The sequence below is a fragment of the Rheinheimera texasensis DSM 17496 genome (genome assembly GCF_000711985.1).
Taxonomy (GTDB): domain Bacteria; phylum Pseudomonadota; class Gammaproteobacteria; order Enterobacterales; family Alteromonadaceae; genus Pararheinheimera; species Pararheinheimera texasensis.
This window is the reverse complement of sequence record NZ_JONU01000007.1, coordinates 261,055-283,855: the sequence shown is the minus strand read 5'-3', so window position 1 is coordinate 283,855 and position 22,801 is coordinate 261,055. Positions and strand designations below refer to the sequence as shown.

The window sequence follows — 22,801 nt, the reverse complement described above, 5'->3', positions numbered from 1 at the left end:
AAGTAAAGATGCAAGGCCGCAAATTATCCTCTCTGAGACTGGCCGCCGGGTTCGTACTGTTAGCGCTTTGTGTTGGCGCTGGATGGCTTTGGTATCAAGAGTCACAAGTAAAACAGATCCGCTTCTGGCTTGGCCAGAAGTTGATGTTGGACCTGCGCCATTTTTGCCAGCACACAGCCACCGCAGAAGATCCATGTACGCAAGCTGTGACGCAGTTACCGGCTTTGTGGCAACAAAAGCTCGCTGAACATCATATTGGTGGTGTGGTGTTATTCGCCGTCAATTTGCAGGAGACGCGGCAAATCCTCCAGCTAACAGCCGCGCTGCAACAAACCGCTAGCGATGGCTTACCACTGCTCATCGCCACGGATCAGGAAGGCGGCCGGGTGGCCCGGTTGCCTGAAGCCATTTTACCGGCATTTCCCGGCGCTATGGCCCTCGGTGCGACCTTTCCGGCTCACCAGACGAAATTTGCTGAAGCACAGGGTGATGCACAAGCTCAAACCTTGCGCCAGCTGGGTATCAATATCAATTTTTCGCCGTCACTCGACGTCAACAGCGACCCGGCGAATCCGGTGATAGGTGTGCGAGCTTTTAGCGATGATCCGCAACAAGTTGCAGCGTTAGGGATAACGCTCGCCCGCAGTCTGCAGCGCGGCGGCGTGGCCGCGACTTTGAAACACTTTCCGGGGCATGGCGATACCGCGACTGACAGCCATACCGGACTGCCGCAGGTCGACCATGTCCGCGCTGTGGCAGAAACGATTGATTTAGAGCCCTTTCGTCAGGCAATACAAGCGGGCGCCGCGCGCCTGGTGATGACTGCGCACATTCAATATCCGGCATTGGATGATAGTCGGATCGATACGCAACATGGCGAAGGTATTGCACCTCCGGCCACTTTGTCCAAAGCCATTCTGACCGGCGTGCTGCGTGAACAGCTGGAATTTGAAGGTGTTGTGATCACTGATGCGTTAAATATGCAGGCGATCAGTGCGGCTTTTACGCCGCTGCAGGCGGTCAAGCACAGCTTTAAAGCCGGCGCTGACATCGCACTGATGCCGCTGGAGATCCAAAGTCCGGCCGATTTCATCAGGTTGGAACAGTTGTTAGACCAACTGGTCGCTGCGGTGCAAAGCGGCGAAATAGACGTGCACGCGTTGCAACAATCCGCTGAACGGATCCGGGACCTCAAACAGTGGCTGGCGCAACAACCACAGCCACAGCTGAATGAAACAGAAATAGCAGCTTTATATCAGCGCCAACAACAGCTTGATTTGGCCATTGCCAGCAGTGCATTAACCCGGCTGGATGGCGACCTCGGCGCGGTTAGCCAAGCCCAGTCACTGTATTTGCTGTTACCGGATGCAGATAAGTGCCGGCGTTTCAGACTGGCATTAACAGCCGAATTTCCGGCTGTGCCGCTGCAATGTACAGATCTTCGGAGCAATGATACTTTACCGCCATTATCGCCGGGCGCTGTGGTTATCGGCGCTTATGTCGCACCGGAGCAAAGTGCGGTAGAGGCCGGGGTGCTGGCGGATTTGCCTCAGATTGCTTCATACAGCGCGCCACTGAGCGTCGACGCCCAATTAACCAAACTACAACAGCTGCTTGCGCTGGCTCGCAGTCAACAGGCCACAACAGTTGTGGTCGCGTTGCGCTCGCCTTACCAACTGACACAATTTGCCGGTCAGGTTGATATACGTCTCGCGACTTACGGTTATCCGTTTAGTCTGAAACCCGATCAAGAACCAGGCGCGGTGTTTGTCGCGCTGGCGCGATTATTCAGCGGTAAAACTCCGGCAACCGGCGTATTACCAGTACGATTAGATTAAAGTGTTATTTGCCGGACAAAAGTCAAAAGGAACATCGATGTTACTGAACGCCCATTCAAGCCCGCAAGCAGTCAGAACCGCAGCAAGGCAGGGACTTTGGCAAGGGCCAACTGCAGGCCTGGCTAACGGCTACGTGCAGGCAAATCTGGCGATCCTGCCAAAAACGCTGGCGGATGATTTTCTGAAGTTTTGTCTGGCCAATCCTAAACCTTGTCCGCTGCTGGCTTTTGCCACGTTGCCTGGTCAGACTGACTTCGAGCTCGGCGGAAAAAAACTGGATATCCGCTGTGATGCACCGAGTTATAACGTGTTTCGCGCCGGCGTCTTCACTGAGTCCGTGACCGATTTAACGCCATATTGGCGTGACGATATGGTCAGTTTCCTGATTGGTTGCTCGTTTTCGTTTGAAGAAGCGCTGCAACAAGGCGGTATTGAATTACGCCATCAAACGGAACAGAAGAATGTGCCGATGTACAATACCAACCTCAAATTAAATGCTGTCGGCGCCTTTGCCGGCAATATGGTGGTCAGCATGCGACCCATGCGCGCAGCAGATGCTATCCGTGCTATTCAGATCTGTAGCCGCTTTCCTACTGTACATGGTGCGCCAGTGCATTTAGGCGACCCTAAGCTGATTGGCATCAGTGATTTGCAGACGCCGGACTATGGTGATGCGGTCAGCATTCATGCCGATGAGGTCCCGGTGTTCTGGGCCTGTGGTGTCACACCACAAGTTGCGATAAAACATGCCGGGGCAGATTTGGCTTTTAGCCATAGCCCGGGTTGTATGCTGGTGACGGATTTGACCAACGCCAGTCTGGCGGTGCTGTAAATGCATTTACAACTGCTCAGTGCTGAAATCCCGGTCCGGTTGCGCATTCACAGTGAGCAAGCGCTGCTACTGGATTTAACCGCGCTGGCGCCACAAGGCCCGGGGCCGAAACTGATGCAGGTGATGCACAGCTTACGAACACATTTACCGCTTTTACTCGGTGATGCGCTATTGGAGCTGGTGCCGTCTTACACCTCTGTACTGATTATTTTTGATGTGCTGAAAACCGACCACGGCGAGATTTGGCAGAAAATTATCAGTGCGCAAACACAGCTATTCCGGCCGGCATCACACACAAACGCAAACAAGATTATCGAGTTACCTTGTTATTACAGTATTAAAAGCGGGCCAGACCTGGCAACTGTGGCAGCGCTGCACCAAATGACGATTTCAGAGCTGATTAAGCTGCACAGTCAGCAGTCCTACCAGGTTTATGCCATTGGCTTTGCTCCGGGTTTTGCTTATCTGGGTTTTACTGATCCGCGCATCAATACGCCAAGGCTGGCCAATCCCAGAGCGACGGTGGCCGCCGGCAGTGTGGCGATTGCGGACCGGCAGACTGCAGTGTATCCGGCCGCCTCGCCGGGGGGCTGGCATTTGCTCGGCAATTGTCCAACGCCGCTGTTTGATTTACATGCTGATCCTATGTTGCCATTTGCGGTGGGAGATACAGTGCGTTTTGTGCCGATAGAGCTACCTGAGTATCTAAAGCTTGGTGGTCAGCTATGAGAACGCCATCTCTGGAAACATCGAAGCTGACCGGGCTTTTGGTGCTGCAAGGCCATAGTGGCTTGCAACTACAGGACGCTGGCCGTTTTGGCGCTGCCGCAGCCGGACTGACACAAGGGGGCGCAATAGATTTAACCTCAGCGCGGCTCGCCAATGCGTTGGTTGGAAATCACAACACAGTGACAGGTGCTTGCCCGGCTGTACTAGAAATCACCCTTGGCGCCGTCGCCTTTCGCGCTGAACAACCGGTGTTGCTCGCTTTAACCGGTGCTGCGATGCCACTGCTGCTGAATAGTCAGCCGGTATCGCGCTATCGCACTTTATTGCTACAGCCTGGGGATTTGCTTGAAATCGGGTATAGCAGAGCCGGTGCCCGCGCTTATCTGGCGGTAGCCGGCGGTTTTGCGGCGCCTGCCATTTGTGGCAGTGTTGCCACAGTGCTGCGGGAAAAAGTTGGCGGGCCGGATGGACAAGGGCAAGTGATTAACGCCGGGACTTTATTATCCTGTGGCGCCTGGCTACATGCAGACCCACAAATTTCCTTGCCTTATCACCAGCATTATCGCCACCACAGCATCCGGGCTTTACCGATGATTACCGGTGCGCAAATTGAAGATTTAGATCCGCAAGTTACGCAATTATTAACCCAACGCTTATTCCGCATTACCGCCCGCAGCGACCGGATGGGCATGCAGTTAGGCGGCGAGCCTTTGCCAGTCAAAGCCCAGCAGCTCTATTCAGAGGGTATTTGTCTCGGTGCCATCCAACTACCACCAAATGGGCTGCCAATTGTGATGCTCAACGACCATCAGACCATTGGCGGCTATCCAAAAACCGGCGCTTTAACCCGCGGTGGGTGCGAACTGCTGGGCCAGATGATGTCTGGTAATTTTGTCCGGTTCTATTGGCTGGAGCTGCAAGCTGCGGTGCAGCTGGAGCGGCAGCGCCTGGGCGTCTTACAACAGCAACTGGATCTGGTTGCGCAGCAATGGCTGCAAGCCGGTTTTCGCGGAGAGACAGATGTCTGACAGCTCAATTCAGCAGCATGCAGAGATTTCGCCACCTGTTGCTACCGCGCAGGTTGAAGCATTGTTAGTGGCCCGCAATCCGCGTGGCATGGCACTGGCGCGTCAGGCACTGCAACCTGGGTATACCGCTCGCGCTGCGGCCTTGTTATACCAACCGGGACAAACAGTGCTGATTGGCACTGGCTTTCCGGTTGCCGGTACTTTTGAGACCGATGGGCCGGTTGGCGCTATCGCGATTTATCGCATGCTGCAGGCACTTGGCGTTCATCCGGTGCTGGTATGCGGCGACCCGTTGTTGTCTGTATTGGCCGGGCATTTTCAGGTCGAAGTTTTTCCGCTTGGTATCGATGGGCAGCAGCGCGCAGCCCAATTATTAGCGCAGTATCGGCCAGCAGCGGTGCTTTGCATTGAAAGGCCCGGACAGGCGGCGGACGGACGTTATTACAATATGCGCCATGAAGATATCAGTAGCAAAGTCGCAGACTTGGATGCGCTGATGCGGCTTGCGACTTGTCCTACGGTCGGTATCGGCGATGGTGGCAATGAAATAGGCATGGGTAAGATTATCGACACTGTGCGCGCTTTGGATATCAGACCCGCAGTGACCGGTTGCAGTGAGCTTATTGTCGCCGACGTCTCAAACTGGGCGGCCTATGGCCTGGCTTATCACTGGTCGCTTCTGAGCGGTGTGGATTTGTTTGCCTGCTGTGACGCCTTGCCAAGCCTGCAGTTTCTGTCTGAACATGGCAGTGTCGATGGCGTTACCCGGCAAAACACACTGACCGAAGATGGTCTTGCACCAGACATTGGTGCTTTGTTATGCCAGCAGATTTATCAATTGTATCAACAACACCGGTCAGCAACGGTGTAAGGACTTAACTTGTCTGATGTTTATTTAAACGGCAGTTTTATGCCCGCCAGTGAAGCTCGCATTTCTCCGATGGATCGCGGTTTTTTGTTTGGTGATGGCATTTATGAAGTGATCCCCAGTTATCAGGGCAAACTGGTTGGCTTTACACCGCATATCGACCGGATGCAGCGCGGTCTGGCCGAAATTGGCATTCAGTTTGACTGGAGCCATGCGCAGTGGCTGGAGATGATCCGCCAGCTGCTCGACCTGAACGGCAATGGTGATTTAGGCATTTACTTGCATGTTTCGCGCGGCACTGACAGCAAACGTGGTCATGCCTTTCCGTCCGGTGTTACCCCGACCGTATTTGCCTTTACTTTTGCCATCAATCCGCCGCCGACCGGCTTACCGGGTTCAGCCAAGTCATTTCAGGTAGCTTCGGCTCAGGATTTGCGCTGGAAACGCTGTCATATCAAATCGACCGCGCTGCTGGGTAATGTGCTGCATCATCAGCAAGGCGTCGATGCCGGTTATCAGGAAACCATTTTGTTTAATGACCAGGATGAACTGACCGAGGGCAGTTCCTGTAATGCCTTTATTGTTAAAGACGGTGTGATCAGTACACCACCGCTGGATCATCAAATCTTACCCGGTATTACGCGATTGCTGCTGTTACACATCCTCAGAACACATAGTACATTGACCGTGCAGGAACGGGTGATCAGCAAAGCCGAAGTGTTGGATGCAGATGAAGTCTGGCTGACCAGCTCATCAAAAGAGTTGATGCCGGTTGTTGCAATTGACGGCAAGCCGGTTGGCTCTGGCGAAGTTGGTCCTGTCTGGCATCAGGCTCAGCAATTATTCGCCGCCCATAAATTTGATGATCCACACCAATAGGTGTTAATTAACAGCTAACGCCCCTGCATGCATGAAAGTAGGGGCGTTAAAGTATTTAAATTTCAATTAGTTGCAAATCGATAACTCGGCAATGCTCCGCATTTTGACTGCTGAAAATCCCGCCAAACCGAAGCTTAATAATTGAATATTCTTAACCCATAAATTAATTCGCATAAGCTATTTCTCATAAAATAATTTATTGCTATCTTTGCTATGGGCATGAATAAAATTTCGCCCTCATGGGCCGTCTGGTTTCAGACGGTGGCAGCGGCAGCGCTTTTGTAGTCGGGCTGGTTTGGCAGCAAATCAGCGTGAAAAGCAGGTCAGCGGTACAGACAATAATAATCCGGGACTTAGCAATGAAAATAACAACATCACCGCAGTATCCGACGACGCCGGTCCGGCGTTTTGGCATCAACCTTATTACCAGCGCTCTGCTGGCCAGCGCGTTATGCGCAGCGCCGGCGATGGCCCAGCAAGCCGGCGGCATTAAAGGCAAAATCAGTGCCGATTCTGCCCAAAGCTCAGTCGCCGGTCTCACTATTACCGCAAGCAGTAATGTGATGCCAAAACCCCGTACTGTCGTGACCAAAGCTGACGGCACTTATTCATTGCCACTGCTGCTGCCGGGTAAATATGAGCTGACCATCAGCAATGCAACCGGCGTCGTGCGTAAAATGCAGGTTGAAGTCTTGCTGGAGCAAACCTCGACCGTCGATGTTAATCTCGGAGCCGGTGGCGCTGAGGTTGAAGTGATCCAGGTGCTTGGCAGTTCGATAGCGCGTGAGGGTAACTCGGCTTTAACCAACTCTTTGGGTGCAGAAAATATCGAGTCGTTGCCGGTTGGCCAGGAATACCGAGATTTGTTAAAACTGGTACCGGGCGTGCAGTACTCAGAAAATGGCACTTTAGGCCCAGCGGCTGGTGGTTCTGGGGTAGACAACAAATATGGTTTTGATGGTGTGGATGTGTCTTTGCCGTTGTTCGGTAACCTGGCGTCAGATCCTTCCACCCACGACATCGCCAGTGTGTCAATGGACCGTGGCGGTGCCAAGGCTGTCGGGTTTAACCGCTCCGGCGGTTTTTCTATCAATACCATCTCCAAATCTGGTACCAATGAATTTGAAGGTTATGTTGAGTACAAGCTACAGAGTAAGAGCCTCACAGCGAACAGCAAAGATGCCGCCAAAGCTTTCAAATCAGAAAGCAGCTGGATCACCATGGGGCTGGCCGGCCCGTTAGTTGAAGATATGCTGTATTTCTATGGCTCTTATTACCGGCCGGAAACAGAGCGTGCCAATAAAGAAACTAACTATGGTCCGGTGAAAGATTACAGCAGTGAGCGCGATGAATATTTCGGCAAACTGACCTTCGCGCCGACCGATGATTTGTTGTTTAATCTGAGTCTGCGCGATTCCAGCCGCGAGTCAGACGGCGCTTCTGTCGGTGCTTTTGATTCTGATACAGTGTCAATAGGTGAATTGTCTGAGCAGACTATCCTGACTTTTGATGGTTCTTACCTGCTGAGCAGCAACACCAGTCTGACCTTTAACGCGGGTCGTTTTGAATTAGAAACCGCCAGCACGCCGGATAACCGCTTTACCTTTCAGCCGGTGATTGGCACTAAACTCGATTTAAATAATCTGACCGGCCTTGGCACTCTGGCGGTTCCAACCTTAATTGCCAATGCAACCACACCGGCACAACTGGCATTTAACAATTTTGCCCAGCAGCTGATTAATCAATATGGTTATACCAATGCCGCCGGCGCTAAAGCAGGTGGTGGCCGGGTTGGCGGGGCACCGCAAATCAATAACCAGAATTTTTATCGCGATAGTCTGGAATTTGCCATTGACCATGAATTAAGTCATGGCGATACCACGCATAAACTGCATGCTGGCTTTAAATATTCTGACATCGAAGAAGAATTAAGCCGTTTATCCAACGGTTGGGGCACTATTGCTTATACCGGTGGTTTACAAAAAACTGCAGCGGGTGTGCCGTACTTCTACCAGACCTCGACTGAGCAGATGAGTTTACTCGATGCCACTGGCAATACAGTGCCTCCGATTAAGTCTGCGGCGCGGTCCTATAACTTTGAAATCAACGACACTATCACGCACGGTGATTTTGACTACAACATCGGTGTGCTGATTAGCAAAGACGAGCTGTTTGGCCAGGGCTTGCGGGAAAAAGCCGGCACTGTGTCAGGCTTTGAACTGGCGCCCGGTAACAAGTACAAAATGTACACCATCGACTGGAAAGATATGATCCAGCCGCGTTTGGGGGCGACCTGGCGCTATGATGGCGAAAATACCATTTTTGCCAACTACGCATCCTACAACCCGGAAGCCAGTTCACTGGCACGGGCTGCATCCTGGGACCGCAGCACCCAACGCACTTTGTTAGTGCGTTTTGATGAAAACGGTAATTATCTGGAAACCGCCAACCGCGGCTCATCGAGCGGTAAAGTGTTTGCAGATGACCTGAAACCACGCCGCATTGACGAATTTACCCTGGGCACCACTAAAGCATTAGACGGCGGCTGGTTCCTGCGCAGCCATATCCGTCACCGCGAAGGCTCGCATTTCTGGGAAGACATCTGGAACTACGCGCGTTCGCGTGAAGGCACTTATGGCCCCAATGGCGGGGTACCAGAAGATTTACGCGCGCTTGGCGATTATGTAAAAAATCTGGAAGACATTCGCAAAGAAATCGGTGGTTCGACCTATGTCATTGCTGAAGTCGATGGTGGTTACACCAAGTACTGGGAAGCCAGTTTTGAGGCCGAATGGGTCGGCGACCGCGCTTATCTGAACGCGTCTTATGTCTGGAGCCGGTACACCGGTAACTTCGACCAGGACAACACCACTTATACCAATGACGCCAATACTTTTATCGGTTCGTCTTATTACAACGACGATAAAGGCAAATACGTCTGGGATAACAAAGACGGCAGATTGTCGGCAGACAAACCGCATTTGTTAAAAGTGTACGGTTATTACACCCTGGACTGGGAAGCCAATATTGGCGCGTATTTCCTGTTCCAGTCAGGACAAGCCTGGGAAAAGTGGTCAGGTGCATATTACGGCTTGAACCCACGTGGCGCTTATGAGGCCGTCAGCGCCTATGCGGAAAAAGCGGGCAGCAGACGCAGCAGCAGCCATTGGCAAATGGACCTGAACTATACGCAGGACTACGTGATTAATCCGGAACTGGTGGTGAAATTCCGTGCCGATCTGTTTAACGTCTTTAACCGTCAAACCGGCTATGACATTGAACCTATTGATTTTGATCCGGAATTTGGCACGCCAAGACGCTGGTATAATCCGCGCCGGGTGCAGTTGTCAGTCCGGGTAGATTTCTAAGCCAAAACGCATCGCCGCAAACAGGACTACTGCTTGCGGGCAGTGCAGAAAAGCAAAAAGCCAGTTTGATTGACTGGCTTTTTTATTGGGCTTTGCCCCTAAACGCAAAAGCTTAAAACTGACTGACTTGCTCTACCCACTGATCTAATAACAGCCGGCCTTTGGCGACGCCTTGTTCTGCATTCACCAGCCCAACGAAAATCCAGGGGCGGTTCTGACGGTCAAATACATAGCCCGCAAGGCCGGTACCATTGCGCAAAGTGCCGGTTTTTAAGCGCGCGCTGTCACGTGCTGTTGTTGTACGCATGCGATTTTGTAAAGTGCCATCCATGCCGGCGCGCGGCAGGCTGCTGGCTAAATCCAGCCCCCAGGGTTGCTGCCAGGCATATTGCAGCAAAGCCGCTAATTGACTGGCACTGATCCGGGCCAAACGCGACAGACCTGAGCCATTGTCAAGCACCAGACCTTCTGTCGGCAATTGGCGCTGCGCCAGCCATTGCAGAACAAATTGCTCAGCCGCCTGAACCGTGTCTGGTTGAGTCTGGTCTGCACTTGCCGGTGCCAGACGACCTAATTGCAGAGCCAAAGTCCGCGCCAGACCGTTGTCCGAATTTTTATTCAGTTGCTGCAGTAATTGCGGCAAAGGCCGGCTGAAATGTTGTGCTACGACCACTGCATCCGTCGGCGTTTGTCCTGATGCTATCGGTACCGGGCCAGTCAGACGGCCACCGAGCTGGCGCCATGCCTGGCTCAGAGTTAATTGCCACAACGTATCCCGGCTGAGCCAGGCTGCTTCTTCCTGATGCAGGCAATTGCGTGGAAATTCTCCATTGAGCACCAGTGCAATACCACCGTCTGGGCGTTTACGTTCCTGCAGCACCAGGAAGTCTGCATTAAACTGATCACAACGCGCATCGGTTAATTGCAATTCTGTTTGCAGCGTTAAGTCCGTCAGCACCGGCAGACTACGTAAGTGAACCGAGTTGGCATCGCTGCGAAGCTGCAACTGCAACATCTGCTGATTAAGCCCCAGTGCATCGGGAATATAGTTGTAACGGGCTCGCGGCGACTCGTCAAAAGGTGCAGCTGCCGGATCAGGTAATAACGGACTAAACCAACTGCGGTCCAGCACCATACCAGCACGCAGCTCACGAACCCCTTCATTATGAAGCTCGGACAGCATGGTAAAAACCGCCGCATAATCAAGGTCCGGATCGCCTTTGCCACGCAGATACAAAGGTTTTGTCAAAATGCCGGTTTGCCAGGCCTGGGCCAAATCGGCGGCATCGGCCAGCAATTCAGTTTCGCCGCGCCAGAGCGGTCCCAGCTGGTCCAGTGCCACTGCGCTGGTCAACAGTTTTAACGTACTGGCAGGCTGGAGCAAAAGGTCTGCATTGTGCTGAACCAGTGGCGTGTTATCAGCTGACTGACCAGCCATTGCTACCGGCAAGACCACCAGTGCAACCTGATCCGGCTGCAGACCCGCAGCAAGGATTTGCTGCTCAAGGTCATGACGTAGCTGCAAACCGGGCTGACTCGCACATCCCGTCAACATCAGCGCCAATACAAATACTGCTGGTTTAAACATCAGAAACCTCGCTGTGAATTAGCCGGAAATGGGCAGGGTGGGCAACTGCCATTGCTGTTGCAGCCGGCGATATTCGCTGACAGGCAACAGCAGATACAGTGGTTGCTCTTTCGGCTTTAACCACTGCAACAACGCAATCAGATGCTCAGGTGCTAAAGCAGTACAGCCAGCGGTTTTGCGCCCGTCCGGTGATTTCAGATGCATAAAAATACAGCTGCCGGCGCCGGTCTGGCGGGCTTCGCCATCACTGAAGTTGTGGTCGATAAACAAACCTTGTGCATAAACCCCATCTGGTTTTGTCATCAGATCACGCCGCATGGGCTCTGAACTGCCGGCGGTCCATTCTGGCCGATAGCGTCTGACATCCACAGTCTGGTTATATAAAGGCGAAGTTGGCACATCAATACAAAAATCAAAGCGGCTCATTTGCTGGTAGGGCATCTGCGTCGCTATAGATGGCAAAGCACCAAAAGCGGCGCTTAAGTGAAACAGGCCGGCCGGCGCTTTACCGTCACCTTCCTGTTTCTGCGGGCCAATATTTTGTTGCGGATGCAGTCCGAGCCCCCAGGCTGTGCCATTACGTCCAAGATCTACTGTGCCAATTTGCCCGGATTGTTGCCAGATTTGCCCGGCAGAACGTGAAAACTGATAGATTTGCCCACTGCTGGCATCCCAATTTTCGCTGACCACCACGACCAACTGTGTCGTATTGGCTGGGATCACCGGTTCCTGCGATAACTGCGCAGGACCGGGATGAAAAGACTGGCTACAACCGATAAGCAGCAGAGTACTGGCGAAACAGCCAAGCCGGCGTTTGCTGTGGTTTTGGCTATTCGGCAGCTGTGCGCGAAGAGAGCAGATGATTGATTGAACGCCTGATTTTACCAATGAGTGTGGTCTTCGCATCACGTGTCCTTCGCTTGTAATTTGATCTTGCGCCAGTATACTTGAATAAATAATTCCTGCCATATTGATAGGTTTAGAATGTTTGGAATAACCACTCGGCTTTGGGCACAGCCAGCGGCGCTGCTGCGCTGTAGTCTGTTGCTCGTCATCACAGGAGTTTGCCCGGTGATATCTACAGCAATAGCCAGCTCGCACGATATTCCTTTGCTAAACGCAGCGCAATTGGCGCCGGATTACTGGTTGGCACGGACAGAAACTCCCGATCAAATTCTACGCACGAACGCACAAATCGCCGCCACAAATGCTCAGTTGCTCAACACATTACCGGATATGCTGGACTTGTCCACTGCTCCGGAGCTATACGGCCGCCAGGATTTACTAACGTTGATCGGACTCAGTTCAGCGTTGCCCAAAGCAGCAAGGTTTTATACCGATGGCCGGCAGTTAACACCGGCGGACTTTGCGCGCTATCAACAAAATATGGCACTTGACCCCTTATCCGCCAAAGATGTAACCAAAGTTCAGGCCAGGTACGCTCTGGTCAGCAGTCGCGGCATCATCCGCGCTTTTCCAACTCTGGACCGGGTGTTTAATGAGGGAATGGATACCGATATCGACCGTTTTCAGGAAACCGCAGTATTCCCGGGGCAACCACTGCAGGTGCTGCATTATAGCCAAGATCAGCAGTGGGCATTTGTCCGGCATTATCATTACAGTGGCTGGCTGCAGGTTAAACATTTTGCCCTGACAGATAAAAAAACTGCTTTGGATTTTGCCAATAACACGGATTTTTTGCTGGTCACCGGGGCTAAGGTATTAACCAATTTCACCGCAGAACAACCGGATGTTTCGGAGGTTATGCTGGATATGGGCGTACGGTTGCCTTTGCTAAAAGAATTGCCTAACCTTGTGCATGATCAAAATCCTGCCTTCAGTCACGTGGTGCAACTACCGGTCAGAAGTCAGGACGGCACTTTACAACTGATGCCGGCGCTGATCGCGCGTAGTCAGGATGTCCGCACCGGCTATTTGCCATTAACCTACGCCAATATTATCCGACAGTCGTTTAAGTTTCTTGGCGAACGCTACGGCTGGGGCCATGACTACAACGCCCGCGATTGCTCCGGTTTTATCGGAGAGGTATTTAAAGCCTTTGGCGTGCTGTTGCCGCGTAATACCAGTAGTCTCGGCAAACAGCGCTTTGCTGCGGAAATTCAGCTCGACAGCGCCACAGATACGGAAAAAGCACAGGCGCTCAGCCAGACCAATACAGGTGATTTATTGTTGATCCCTGGCCATGTGATGTTGGTGCTGGGCCGGGCCGACGACGGGCAACTGTTTGTGATCCACTCGGTCAATGGCCTGAGTTATTTCCAGAGCAATGGCGAGTATTATCAAAGTAAACTCAATGGCGTCAGTATCACACCGCTATTGCCGTTACAGCTCAATCAGCAAACCAGTTATCTGCAAGCCCTTTACAACATCAAAAGCCTGACCCGGGAGACCTATGCGCATCCTTACCATTGAGACGTTTTTGCTCGAAGTGCCATTAAAAACGCCTTTTGTCACTGCGCTGCGCCGCGTCGATGCCGTTCAGGATTTAGTCGTACGCATCGAACTTGAAAATGGGATCTGTGGCTATGGTGAAGCTGCGCCGACGCTCGTCATCAGCGGCGATAGTCTGCAATCGATGCAGGCGGTGATCCACACGGTGTTTAAGCCGCTGCTGGTTGGACAATCGATGTTGAATTTTCAGTCGCTGCTGCATCAGGTGCAGCGACGTGTAGTTGCCAACAGCAGCGCAAAAGCCGCGCTGGAAATCGCACTTTATGATGCCCGGTCACAATTATTGCAAATCCCGCTCTGCCAGCTGCTTGGCGCCGAACCCACCACATTGACGACCGACATTACTGTCAGTATGAACCCGGTCGACGAGATGGTGACAGATGCTTTAGCCGCGGTGGCCGCCGGTTATCAGCACCTAAAAATTAAACTGGGCAGTGAGCCGGAACTTGACGTTGAAAGGGTCCTGGCTATCCATCGTGCAATGCCCAGCCATATCAAACTGCGGCTGGATGTGAATCAGGCCTGGACCGCTAAACAAAGTATTCGTGCTTTACGCCAGATTGAAGCCGCCGGCATTTTGCCCGAGCTGATAGAACAACCGGTGCCGGCGGCAGATCTTGCCGGTTTAAAAGCAGTAAAAGATGCAGTGCTGACACCGGTGATGGCCGATGAAAGTGCCTATAGTCCGGCCGACGTGGTAACCCTGTTGGCCCAGGACTGCTGCGATATAATCAACATTAAACTGATGAAAACCGGCGGCATCAGCGCCGCACTGCAGATATTGGCGCTGGCTGATGTCGCTGGTAAACCCTGTATGCTCGGTTCTATGCTGGAGTCGTCGATCAGTGTAGCTGCGGCAGCACATCTGGCGGCGGCTTTCCCGCAGACCATTCGATATCTGGATTTGGATGGTCCAACATTGTCCAGCTTTGACCCGGTCAGCGGTGGCACGCGGTTTGAAGGCCCAAGCATTGTGCTCAATCAAAGCAGCGGCTTAGGGATCCAGGCCATCCGTGGTTTAACGCCCTGGCCGTTAGCGGCATTACCCGTTTAAGGTTTGTGTGATAACGGGCGGTCCGAAACACAGGGATTCGGACCCTTACTTCTTGCATGTGCCAGCGCAAGCTCGCCGAGACGTTTTAAAAAAGGTAAACCCAGGCTTTCATATTCATATTGGTTGTCGTTCAGGACGCCATCCGCATTGACATAAACTGCCGCGGTTAACATAAACTCTGTGCCCGAGCAGTCATCTTTGACATAGGCGCTGTCCAGCAGAAAACCGTAAGCGTCACCCACTTTGTTGAAGATATGCACTGAGGGGTCGATACGCGCTGCTTTGTCTGAACCATAAATAAAAAACTTCACATAGGTCGGCCAATATTCCTTTGGATCATACTTCGGGTCGTTACTTTCACCAGGCAGCATTTGCATAAACTGCTGGATAAATTGCCGGTCCACAGCTGTTAACTTTAGGCCACCTGTGCCGGTAATCGTGTCTGGTAACATGATCAACTGCATCAAACGATGCATATGTACCACGGTCCAGCGGTTTTTCTGGCTAAAATCCAGCGGTTTGTCCTGCAGCTTGCCATCCTTCATATGAGCACTACCAACCGGCGTATAGGGGCGGGCCGCTATCGCAGGCGCTGTTCTGGCCGCCTGGCGATATAACAGCTTGCCGCTGGTGTCATAAAAAGCCACGGCATTGGTCCGGCGATTGTCTTCAGCGCTCAATGGCCGCTCCAGACGATGCAAAATCTGGGCGCCGGTAAAACCTAATTCAGCAAGACGTGCATTGATGTATTGCTGGCCCATCAATTCATACAGACGGTTATAGGCATCGTTGTCACTGACCAGCAGGATCTTTTTGATGTAATGCCGGACTGTCGGTACACCAGCTGCCGCACTGTCATCCCGGTTTACCAGACTGTCATCAGGCAACAGGGGTTCTATGTGCATCACCGAATCGGCAGTTACGCCGTATTGCGACAGCTGCTGCAGATATTCCAGAGCCAGCGCAGCGATGGCGAGTTTCACTGTCGAGGCCGGGTACAGATACTCAGCATCAACCCGATACTGATGCTGCTGCAGTGTTGGTTGACCTTTTGCATCGCGCCGAATTTCGGTCAACAAAATTTGTGTGCGGTATTGCTCAGGATGTTCAGCGATTTGAGGTGCGGCCTGCGATAACCAGCGCTGTAATAGTTCGCTTTGCCCAGGCGTTGCGTCTCTGGCTGAGGGATGTTGACAAGCGCTCAGTAACATCAAGGCGTACGTCAGCAGTGCGGCACGCATACGATTGTTGTGCATCGGGAAGCTCCTCAAAGCTCACGCAAATGAATAGAATATTCCTTAATTAATTTATATAGAGAATAGGTGAAATAAACAACCGCTTATTGTGTGACCGGCAAGAAGCCATTTGAGTCACACAGTTAAAACAGGGTTGGTATTGAGGTAGCCACCATAGCAGCAGGTACTAATAGCATGGCTTTGCACCAGTTGCGCAGCAACAACAAGAAACCTGACAACATCAACAACCAATGCCAGCTGGTCATAGCTGCGTGCGGTAGAATAAATTGCCACCAGGTACTCGCCAACAGTCCCACCACAGCGCAATTTACAGCGGAAACTGCGCCAAACACCCCAGGGTATTGGCCGAGCCGGTGCCACCAGGGCCAGATAGCGCACACTAATAGGGCGCCAGGCAAAAACACTGCAAAAGTAGCGAGGATTGCGCCTGCTATTCCCTGAGTCATAGCGCCAAGATATGCGACAAAACTAAAAATTGGGCCCGGCATCAGCTGTGCAGCGGCATAACCTGCCAGAAAATCAGTCTGTGGCATGTTGGTACCAACGCTTTGTTCCAGCAATGGCAGTACGACATGGCCTCCACCAAAGACGAAAGTACCGGCCTGGAAATACTGTTGGATGAATTGCAATGAAGGCACATCGCTCCACAAGGCAGAACTCACTGGTAACACAAGCAGTAACAGTAATAAGACGATAAGCAACGGTAGGCTGAGCGCTGAGGTACCACGCCATGGCTGGATGACCTCTGTGGCATCTTGACGCAACAACCGGGTGCCACAAAGCGCAAACAAGGCCAGTAGCAGCATTTGCCAGAACATCGTTAATGCAAGCAGAAAAACGCCAAAACCGACGACGGCAAAAGTGCGTCGCCGCCAGTCGGTCAGAAAACTTTGGCTCATTTGCCAGATAGCGTGTGCAACTATTGCTGCTAACGCACAGAGAGCACCTTGTAATGCCGCTGGCCCTAACCATTGCAGTCCATACACACCTGCCAGAGTCATGAAAACAAAGGACGGCAAAGTAAAACCCAGAAACGCCAGCAAAGCTCCGGGATATCCGCCCCGCTGCAATCCGATACCAATACCGACCTGGCTGGAGGCGGGACCGGGTAAAAATTGACACAGAGCAACCAGTTGCCGGTATTGCGCCGTGCTCAACCATGCTTTGTCAGTAACAAACCGGCGTTCAAAATTAACCAGATGCGCGGCCGGGCCACCAAAAGATAACGCACCCAGCCGAAAAAACTGTAAAAATATATCTGCATACAAAGTCATAAAATACAGGCTGATTAACTCGGTCTGCCTGTATTTTTACTGAAGAGCTGCTGGAATACCAGTGTTGCTCAACAGCCGCATTGCACGGGCCCGTCCCAAAGCACACCGGGTTCTGACAAGACAAAACCTTCGTCGACATAACCCTGTATGCCGCCAATCATAATTTTGACCGGATATCCCAGCCGGGCGATTTTCAGCGCCGCCTGGTCTGCACCATTGCAATGTGGCCCGGCGCAGTACACCACTAACAAGCGGTGTGGCGGTAGCGAAGCAAGCGTTGTTTCACTGATTTGCCGGTGGGGCAAACTGACAGCCCCAGGCACGTGGCCTGCTGCGTAATTTGAGCTGGCGCGTACATCCAGCAACACAAAGTCATTCGCACCGGCTTGTAATGCGCTGTGCACATCACTGCAATCGGTCTCCAGCATTAATCTTTGACTGAACCAATGAATGGCGGTGTCGGCAGCTGCGGCCGGATATTGGCAAACCAGCGATGGCTGTGTGTTGCTGTTAAATGTTGGCATGAGGTGTACTCCTGGTTGGGTGAGAAAACTGCGATGAGTCATTTCAGCAAGAAATTCATCGCAGCAACACTGTCAGATTTACCAATAATCGCCTGATTTCAGCCAATGCCTTGCCTGGTAAAATCGACAAGGGCAGAATTAGCGGCCTGCTGAATTTGGAACTAACCGGTGCAACGATGACATCTCAAAAAAACCATCGGGTGGTGATTTGCGCTTATCACGGTCTGTCGATGCTGGAATACGGCGCTGCCGTAGAAATTTTTATCAGTCATGGCAGGACGAATAGCCCTTGGTATCAAGGGGAAGTTGTCAGTTGTGATGGCCCACAGCTGCAACTTGGCGACGGCAGCCGCTTGTTAGTGGCTGACAACCTGAGCGTGCTGCAGCAGGCTGATACTATTATTTTGCCTGGTTGGCGCGATATCAACGAACGGCCGCCTCAGCAGTTGCTGTACGCCTTACAGCAGGCCGCGCAAGCCGGTATCCGGCTGGTCAGTTTTTGTTCCGGCGCGGTGATCCTGGCCTACGCCGGTCTGCTCGATGCGAAACGGGCAACGACGCACTGGAAATATGCCCGGCGATTTCGCCAGCTGTTCCCACAAGTCCGGCTGGATACTGCGCCGTTATTTGTGCAGGCTGGCCAAATCTATACCTCTGCCGGCAGCGCGGCTTGTATGGATTTAGCATTAGCGCTGATTGAAGCTGATTTTGGCAGCAAGCAAGCCAACACTACTGCGCGTCGTCTGGTGGTCGCGTTGGCACGTCAGGGTGGGCAAAGGCAGTTTATCGAATTGCCGGTGTCCACTGCCAGTAAGACGCTGAGTGCGGTGCTGGATCTTGTGCTGGCTGATTTAGCGCAACCCTGGGACATCGATGATTTGGCGCAACAGGCCGGGATGAGTCGGCGCAGTTTTGACCGGCATTTCCAGCAAAGTCTGGGACAAAGCGCCAAACAGTGGCTACAACAGGCGCGGATTGAACAGGCGAAAACTCTGCTGAGCCGCGGCGGGCGTGTCGAGCAGGTTGCCGGTTTATGTGGCTTTACCAGCGCATCGTCCTTTCGTGCGCAATTTGCACAGTGGACCGGCGTTGCCCCCAGCCAGTTCCGGCTGGCGCAGCAGCAACGAGCCGGTTTGCAGGTTGATTCACCGGCCGCAACCGCAGTTTAGCCGGGTCGGCAGCGCTGGCGTCGCAGCCCTTGTATTAGCGCTTGTCTGCTTTTATGATCGCGCCACTTTGCAGCGGGGACTTATCCTGCTGCTCGCTGCCCGGAATTCAACATGTCATCAAGCCCGCAAGACGCCGTTACAACGCTTATCAGCGCCATTTTACAACTGGTATTACAGCAGGACCAGCAACTGGAGCGTGCGATGTCGCAGGTGTTCAGCCTGCACAAACCTACAGTCGCACAACAAGCTCAGACAGTAGCGCATTGTGGTGCTCTACTGCGACGTCTCAATGCCTATCAGGCGCTGACCGGCGCGGACCAAAGCCTGTCAGCGCTCATTGCTGCCTATTTCAGTCAGGTCCAGTCTACAGCAAATGCACAAGCTTGCTGGCAACAACTTTCCGCTCCGGTACAGGATGGTTGCCCGGATTGGCTGGAACAACTCGGTCAGGCTGAGCTTGGGGCTGACTGGCCGGCAGAGCGCGCGGCACTGGCACAAGCGGCCCCGCGATATATTCGGGTTAACAAGCTAAAAGCAAGCAAAGAACAACTACAACAGGCACTGGCACAAGCCGGCATTCAGAGTCAGCCGGTCCATGGTGTCGACACGGCGCTACAAATCACGTCAGACGGCGCACTGTTCCAGTCCACACCTTTTAAACAAGGCTGGTTTGAACAGCAAGACGCCGGCTCGCAGCTGGTGGCTGCTGCTTTGCCAGTCAAACCCGGCAGCCGGGTCATTGATGCCTGTGCCGGCGCTGGTGGCAAAACGCTGGCATTGGCTGCAGCGATGCAGAGCAAGGGCAGGTTACTGGCGATGGATGTAGAGCAATGGAAGCTGGATAATTTGCAGCAACGCGCCAACAGAGCTGGGGCCGCGAATATCGAAACCCGTTTAATCAGCAGCAGTAAAACCATCAAACGACTGGCCGGTAAAGCCGACTATTTATTGCTAGACGTGCCCTGCTCCGGTAGCGGGGTGCTGCGGCGTAATCCGGACGCTAAATGGCGCGCGCCGATCCGGTTGGCGGAATTGCAGCAACTGCAGCAGGATATTTTGCAGCGCTATAGCAAAATGATGGCAGTCAGTGGCGAACTGCTGTACGCCACCTGTTCGATTTTTCCCAGCGAAAACCGCCGGCAGATTGACTTATTTTTAGCCAGCCGGCCGGATTTTGTGCTGCTTTCAGATCAGCAAATCAGCCCTGCTGTAACGGGTTTTGATGGTTTCTACTACGCGCATCTGCGTCGCATCAGCGAGCTGTACTAACTCGTCTAAGGCGGAGCGCTTCAGGGCTGACTGGTTTTAGACTGCCAACCTCAGGTTTTATTGGCTGCCTCTGCCGGCGCTTCAGCAGGTACTTCATAAGCTTTACAGGTGCTGATCAGCGCCTGCAAGTGGCCGCCTAGTTCTTTAGTGGCATACTGTTGGCTTTGTGCCACCAGCGTTTTCAGTGTCGCCAATGCTTGTTCGAGACCTTGTTGGTCAATCAGCGTTTTGGCATAAGCCGCGGCGTCTGCGCCTTGCTCCAGCATCGCCGCCACACTGTCAAAACTAATTTCCTGCGAAAACATTTGTTCGATATCAGCCAGTAATTTGGCTACTTTGGCGGACTCTGCCAGAGCACCTTCGACGGTGATCAGTTTACCCATAGGGTCTGCTGCCAACCGGCTCGCCACACAAGCAGCGACTGTGCCGGCTTCAGCACTTTCTGCAACGGCAACCAGGCCCTGCTCGCGGATTTGTTTCACCGCTTCAGCAATTTGTGGATCTTGTTGCAACCATTGTTGCTCCAAAGCCGTTTTAGGATTTTCACTAAGATAGCCGCAACTGGTCAGTAAAAAAGCCAGGCCAGCTGTTAACAAAGGACGAGTGAAGGACATTGGCAGCTCCATGACATCAACATTGAAAAGCGGAAACATACCGCAGGTTATCTTTGTTTGATGGCGCTGCTTCCCGACAATTCAAGGGCTACGTCGAAAATTTTATGCAGAAAAATCTTATTGCTGCTGTTGCTCCAGAGTTAGCGCCGCCATCAGGCGTTGGCGCAGCGCGATCATTTGTCTGGCGTCAACTTCGCCAACAGCGCCTTCGCTGCTCTGCAGGGCTTGCTGCAACTGAACCTGATACTGGTTATAAAGTTTGTTCAGTAGCGGGCTCTGACTCAACGCAAACAGCTGCTGCCACAAATCTTCGATTTGCTGCAATTGCTGCGCTGAGACACTGTGAATTTGTGGCAGTGCCTGGCTCAGCACGCGCAGTTCAAAATCCAGTTTGCGCAGCACAACGTCGGTGGAACCGACCTGGAGCGCAGTATTTGGTAGCGATTGAGTTGCCGCGCCAGGTACTTGCTGGGGCAACAGCAGCAACGTCAATACAGTGAGTTTGAACAGCAGTAAAATTTTCATCTGCGCTTCCTTAGAAATACCAGCCATAAGACAGGCTGACAAAATCAAGGCCAGGGTTGGGTCTTTTAAAACCGGCGTTAGAGTAATGCAGGTAACGTATAGACAGGCTACGGTCCGGCGCCAGCCACGCCACTAAGCCGAGCCTGTCTTCAAACTGATAATGCGTACTGACATCTTTGCCGGCAAAACGAGTGTCATCCAGCAGTGATACACCGATACCAAACTCCAAATCCCATTTTAAATCAAAAGCCTGACCGAGCGGATAACGCAGAATTGGCGATACAGCAAGTACAGCATTACTGTCTGAGCTATTGGCCGGGCCGTAACGCCAGAAGTTAGCGCTGGCTTCGAATAACATGTTCAGGCGTGGGTTCAGACCATGAAGCCAGTCTACATGATGCTGATAGGCCAGCTTTAAGCCTTGCACATCACCTTCGCCCTGCAGGTAATCGACAGCGACGGCTTGTTGCAGACTTTTCGCCAGGGCCATTTGACTGAAACCGGTTAAAAACAAAGTGAGGACTAAAGCGCGTAAAATAGCCCGGTTAACTCTGACGCTGAAACTCAAACTCATGATGCGTTCCTCTGTGCAGCTACGCCACCTTGGCGTTTGCGCGAATGGCTGCTATTATCCGGAACGATTAGTTACAAAATGTACCTATAGAGTTGCAGAGAGTATCATGATGGACAGATTAACCCCCTTGCTCGCGCATTTCTCACCACAAGCGTCGATTTATTTTCACGGCAGCAGTTGCCAGAAAACCCAATTTTGTCCACAAAGCGGCCGGGCTTATCTGCATTTAATTGAGGCCGGGCAGGGAGAAGTCAGTATCAATGGCCGCAGTCATGCCATCACTGAACCTTGTTTATTGTTTATTCCACGTGGACATGCGCATCAATTCAAAGTCGACCATCAACAGTCACTGTTGTTGTTTTGTGCGACGCTGGACTGCGGTGAAACCGCCGGCAATCCACTGTTGGCCGCATTGCCGGATTTAAGTTTAATTCCGCTGTCCGGCTGCTCGTCACTCAGAAGTACCATTTCGCTGATTTGGCAGGAAAATCAGGCGCAATACTGTGGCCGCGACGCGGCATTGCAACGCCTGACCGAATATCTGCTGATCTTGTTGTTGCGCCACATTATGGCGGTAGAACCGCCACAAGCCGGCCTATTTGCCGGCCTCGCCGATAAGCGACTGGCGCCGGTGATCACCGCTTTGCATCAACAACCCCAGCGAGATTGGACTTTAGACAGCATGGCTTTAGAAGCAGGCATGTCCCGTGCTCGTTTTGCCGAACATTTTCGCAAGATCGTCGGACAGACGCCGGCCGATTACCTGCAAAACTGGCGATTGACGCTGGCACGTAAGCAGCTGTTATCCGGCAATGCACTGAAACAAATCGCCCCCGCTGTAGGTTATCAAAGCGTCGCAGCCTTTCACCGGGTGTTTCGCCAGCGTTTTGGCGTATCACCGAAAGAATGGCTGGAGCAGGCGACAGTTGTGGCGGCTTAA

At 52.6% G+C, this 22,801-nt stretch carries 20 protein-coding genes; 12 read left to right on the top strand and 8 right to left on the bottom strand.

Annotation, left to right across the window (positions count from 1 at the left end):
* The first annotated feature begins 8 nt into the window (after positions 1-8).
* From Q399_RS0101325 to Q399_RS0101295, 7 genes are all read left to right on the top strand, one after another.
* Positions 9-1,838 carry a glycoside hydrolase family 3 N-terminal domain-containing protein gene (locus Q399_RS0101325; RefSeq protein WP_157836205.1) on the top strand — a complete coding sequence of 610 codons (1,830 nt, stop codon included), beginning with the start codon at positions 9-11 and terminating at the stop codon, positions 1,836-1,838.
* Between the two features lie 37 nt (positions 1,839-1,875).
* Positions 1,876-2,670, top strand: a complete 795-nt coding sequence (locus tag Q399_RS0101320; protein WP_031564655.1) for a putative hydro-lyase — start codon at positions 1,876-1,878, stop codon at positions 2,668-2,670.
* Positions 2,671-3,399, top strand: a complete 729-nt coding sequence (pxpB, locus tag Q399_RS0101315; RefSeq protein ID WP_051685658.1) for a 5-oxoprolinase subunit PxpB — start codon at positions 2,671-2,673, stop codon at positions 3,397-3,399.
* A complete protein-coding gene (locus Q399_RS0101310) occupies positions 3,396-4,427 on the top strand; it encodes a 5-oxoprolinase subunit C family protein (RefSeq protein WP_084164035.1) in 1,032 nt (343 codons plus the stop codon). The genes pxpB and Q399_RS0101310 overlap by 4 nt, the downstream gene beginning before the upstream one ends.
* Positions 4,420-5,298 carry a glutamate cyclase domain-containing protein gene (locus Q399_RS0101305; protein ID WP_051685656.1) on the top strand — a complete coding sequence of 293 codons (879 nt, stop codon included), beginning with the start codon at positions 4,420-4,422 and terminating at the stop codon, positions 5,296-5,298. The genes Q399_RS0101310 and Q399_RS0101305 overlap by 8 nt, the downstream gene beginning before the upstream one ends.
* Before the next feature lie 9 nt (positions 5,299-5,307).
* Positions 5,308-6,174: a D-amino acid aminotransferase gene (locus Q399_RS0101300; RefSeq protein WP_031564644.1), complete on the top strand. Its 867-nt coding sequence runs from the start codon at positions 5,308-5,310 to the stop codon at positions 6,172-6,174.
* A gap of 359 nt (positions 6,175-6,533) precedes the next feature.
* A complete protein-coding gene (locus Q399_RS0101295) occupies positions 6,534-9,542 on the top strand; it encodes a carboxypeptidase regulatory-like domain-containing protein (RefSeq protein WP_084164134.1) in 3,009 nt (1,002 codons plus the stop codon).
* A 112-nt stretch (positions 9,543-9,654) separates the two neighbouring features.
* On the opposite strand, the gene dacB is transcribed toward Q399_RS0101295, so the two are convergent.
* Positions 9,655-11,130, bottom strand: a complete 1,476-nt coding sequence (dacB, locus tag Q399_RS0101290; RefSeq protein ID WP_031564639.1) for a D-alanyl-D-alanine carboxypeptidase/D-alanyl-D-alanine endopeptidase — start codon at positions 11,128-11,130, stop codon at positions 9,655-9,657.
* Between the two features lie 18 nt (positions 11,131-11,148).
* On the bottom strand, positions 11,149-12,036 hold the full coding sequence (locus Q399_RS0101285) for a L,D-transpeptidase family protein (RefSeq protein WP_157836204.1): 888 nt from the start codon (positions 12,034-12,036) through the stop codon (positions 11,149-11,151).
* 165 nt (positions 12,037-12,201) lie between these two features.
* On the opposite strand from Q399_RS0101285, the gene Q399_RS0101280 reads away from it, so the two are divergent.
* Together Q399_RS0101280 and Q399_RS0101275 are read left to right on the top strand one after the other, a co-directional pair.
* Complete coding sequence (locus tag Q399_RS0101280; protein WP_169739298.1) at positions 12,202-13,563, top strand: C40 family peptidase; 1,362 nt, start codon at positions 12,202-12,204, stop codon at positions 13,561-13,563.
* The gene (locus Q399_RS0101275) at positions 13,544-14,656 is read left to right on the top strand and encodes a dipeptide epimerase (protein WP_031564632.1); all 1,113 of its coding nucleotides are present in this window, start codon (positions 13,544-13,546) and stop codon (positions 14,654-14,656) included. The genes Q399_RS0101280 and Q399_RS0101275 overlap by 20 nt, the downstream gene beginning before the upstream one ends.
* Here the strand turns inward: Q399_RS0101275 and Q399_RS0101270 are convergent.
* The 3 genes from Q399_RS0101270 to Q399_RS0101260 all read right to left on the bottom strand — a co-directional run bounded on the left by Q399_RS0101270 (position 14,653) and on the right by Q399_RS0101260 (position 17,710).
* Positions 14,653-15,912, bottom strand: a complete 1,260-nt coding sequence (locus Q399_RS0101270) for a serine hydrolase (protein ID WP_051685653.1) — start codon at positions 15,910-15,912, stop codon at positions 14,653-14,655. The two genes, Q399_RS0101275 and Q399_RS0101270, sit on opposite strands and share 4 nt — an antisense overlap.
* Before the next feature lie 122 nt (positions 15,913-16,034).
* Positions 16,035-17,186 (bottom strand): chromate efflux transporter, encoded by a 1,152-nt coding sequence (gene chrA / locus Q399_RS0101265; protein WP_037045455.1) that lies wholly within the window; start codon positions 17,184-17,186, stop codon positions 16,035-16,037.
* A gap of 68 nt (positions 17,187-17,254) precedes the next feature.
* A complete protein-coding gene (locus tag Q399_RS0101260) occupies positions 17,255-17,710 on the bottom strand; it encodes a rhodanese-like domain-containing protein (RefSeq protein ID WP_031564626.1) in 456 nt (151 codons plus the stop codon).
* Between the two features lie 176 nt (positions 17,711-17,886).
* On the opposite strand from Q399_RS0101260, the gene Q399_RS0101255 reads away from it, so the two are divergent.
* Together Q399_RS0101255 and Q399_RS0101250 are read left to right on the top strand one after the other, a co-directional pair.
* Positions 17,887-18,879 carry a GlxA family transcriptional regulator gene (locus tag Q399_RS0101255; protein WP_031564624.1) on the top strand — a complete coding sequence of 331 codons (993 nt, stop codon included), beginning with the start codon at positions 17,887-17,889 and terminating at the stop codon, positions 18,877-18,879.
* Between the two features lie 111 nt (positions 18,880-18,990).
* A complete protein-coding gene (locus Q399_RS0101250) occupies positions 18,991-20,148 on the top strand; it encodes an RsmB/NOP family class I SAM-dependent RNA methyltransferase (protein ID WP_031564622.1) in 1,158 nt (385 codons plus the stop codon).
* Positions 20,149-20,198: 50 nt separating this feature from the next.
* Here the strand turns inward: Q399_RS0101250 and Q399_RS0101245 are convergent, their stop codons facing one another.
* The 3 genes from Q399_RS0101245 to Q399_RS0101235 form a co-directional block, all read right to left on the bottom strand.
* Positions 20,199-20,762: a hypothetical protein gene (locus Q399_RS0101245; protein WP_051685786.1), complete on the bottom strand. Its 564-nt coding sequence runs from the start codon at positions 20,760-20,762 to the stop codon at positions 20,199-20,201.
* Positions 20,763-20,879: 117 nt separating this feature from the next.
* The gene (locus tag Q399_RS0101240; protein ID WP_031564618.1) at positions 20,880-21,287 is read right to left on the bottom strand and encodes a hypothetical protein; all 408 of its coding nucleotides are present in this window, start codon (positions 21,285-21,287) and stop codon (positions 20,880-20,882) included.
* A 10-nt stretch (positions 21,288-21,297) separates the two neighbouring features.
* Entirely contained in the window at positions 21,298-21,861 is a 564-nt protein-coding gene (locus Q399_RS0101235) for an acyloxyacyl hydrolase (RefSeq protein WP_051685651.1), read from the bottom strand.
* A 106-nt stretch (positions 21,862-21,967) separates the two neighbouring features.
* On the opposite strand from Q399_RS0101235, the gene Q399_RS0101230 reads away from it, so the two are divergent.
* Positions 21,968-22,801 (top strand): AraC family transcriptional regulator, encoded by an 834-nt coding sequence (locus tag Q399_RS0101230; RefSeq protein ID WP_031564613.1) that lies wholly within the window; start codon positions 21,968-21,970, stop codon positions 22,799-22,801.

What these genes read in the sequence shown, in the direction of transcription:
- Q399_RS0101270 (WP_051685653.1), bottom strand. Translation starts at nt 15,912, where the DNA reads ATGCACAACAATCGTATGCGTGCCGCACTGCTGACGTACGCCTTGATG.
- Q399_RS0101240 (WP_031564618.1), bottom strand. Translation starts at nt 21,287, where the DNA reads ATGAAAATTTTACTGCTGTTCAAACTCACTGTATTGACGTTGCTGCTG.
- Q399_RS0101310 (WP_084164035.1), top strand. Translation starts at nt 3,396, where the DNA reads ATGAGAACGCCATCTCTGGAAACATCGAAGCTGACCGGGCTTTTGGTG.
- Q399_RS0101325 (WP_157836205.1), top strand. Translation starts at nt 9, where the DNA reads ATGCAAGGCCGCAAATTATCCTCTCTGAGACTGGCCGCCGGGTTCGTA.
- Q399_RS0101285 (WP_157836204.1), bottom strand. Translation starts at nt 12,036, where the DNA reads ATGCGAAGACCACACTCATTGGTAAAATCAGGCGTTCAATCAATCATC.
- Q399_RS0101305 (WP_051685656.1), top strand. Translation starts at nt 4,420, where the DNA reads ATGTCTGACAGCTCAATTCAGCAGCATGCAGAGATTTCGCCACCTGTT.
- Q399_RS0101235 (WP_051685651.1), bottom strand. Translation starts at nt 21,861, where the DNA reads ATGAGTTTGAGTTTCAGCGTCAGAGTTAACCGGGCTATTTTACGCGCT.
- pxpB (WP_051685658.1), top strand. Translation starts at nt 2,671, where the DNA reads ATGCATTTACAACTGCTCAGTGCTGAAATCCCGGTCCGGTTGCGCATT.
- Q399_RS0101260 (WP_031564626.1), bottom strand. Translation starts at nt 17,710, where the DNA reads ATGCCAACATTTAACAGCAACACACAGCCATCGCTGGTTTGCCAATAT.
- dacB (WP_031564639.1), bottom strand. Translation starts at nt 11,130, where the DNA reads ATGTTTAAACCAGCAGTATTTGTATTGGCGCTGATGTTGACGGGATGT.
- chrA (WP_037045455.1), bottom strand. Translation starts at nt 17,186, where the DNA reads ATGACTTTGTATGCAGATATATTTTTACAGTTTTTTCGGCTGGGTGCG.
- Q399_RS0101245 (WP_051685786.1), bottom strand. Translation starts at nt 20,762, where the DNA reads ATGTCCTTCACTCGTCCTTTGTTAACAGCTGGCCTGGCTTTTTTACTG.
- Q399_RS0101230 (WP_031564613.1), top strand. Translation starts at nt 21,968, where the DNA reads ATGATGGACAGATTAACCCCCTTGCTCGCGCATTTCTCACCACAAGCG.
- Q399_RS0101320 (WP_031564655.1), top strand. Translation starts at nt 1,876, where the DNA reads ATGTTACTGAACGCCCATTCAAGCCCGCAAGCAGTCAGAACCGCAGCA.
- Q399_RS0101275 (WP_031564632.1), top strand. Translation starts at nt 13,544, where the DNA reads ATGCGCATCCTTACCATTGAGACGTTTTTGCTCGAAGTGCCATTAAAA.
- Q399_RS0101295 (WP_084164134.1), top strand. Translation starts at nt 6,534, where the DNA reads ATGAAAATAACAACATCACCGCAGTATCCGACGACGCCGGTCCGGCGT.
- Q399_RS0101250 (WP_031564622.1), top strand. Translation starts at nt 18,991, where the DNA reads ATGTCATCAAGCCCGCAAGACGCCGTTACAACGCTTATCAGCGCCATT.
- Q399_RS0101255 (WP_031564624.1), top strand. Translation starts at nt 17,887, where the DNA reads ATGACATCTCAAAAAAACCATCGGGTGGTGATTTGCGCTTATCACGGT.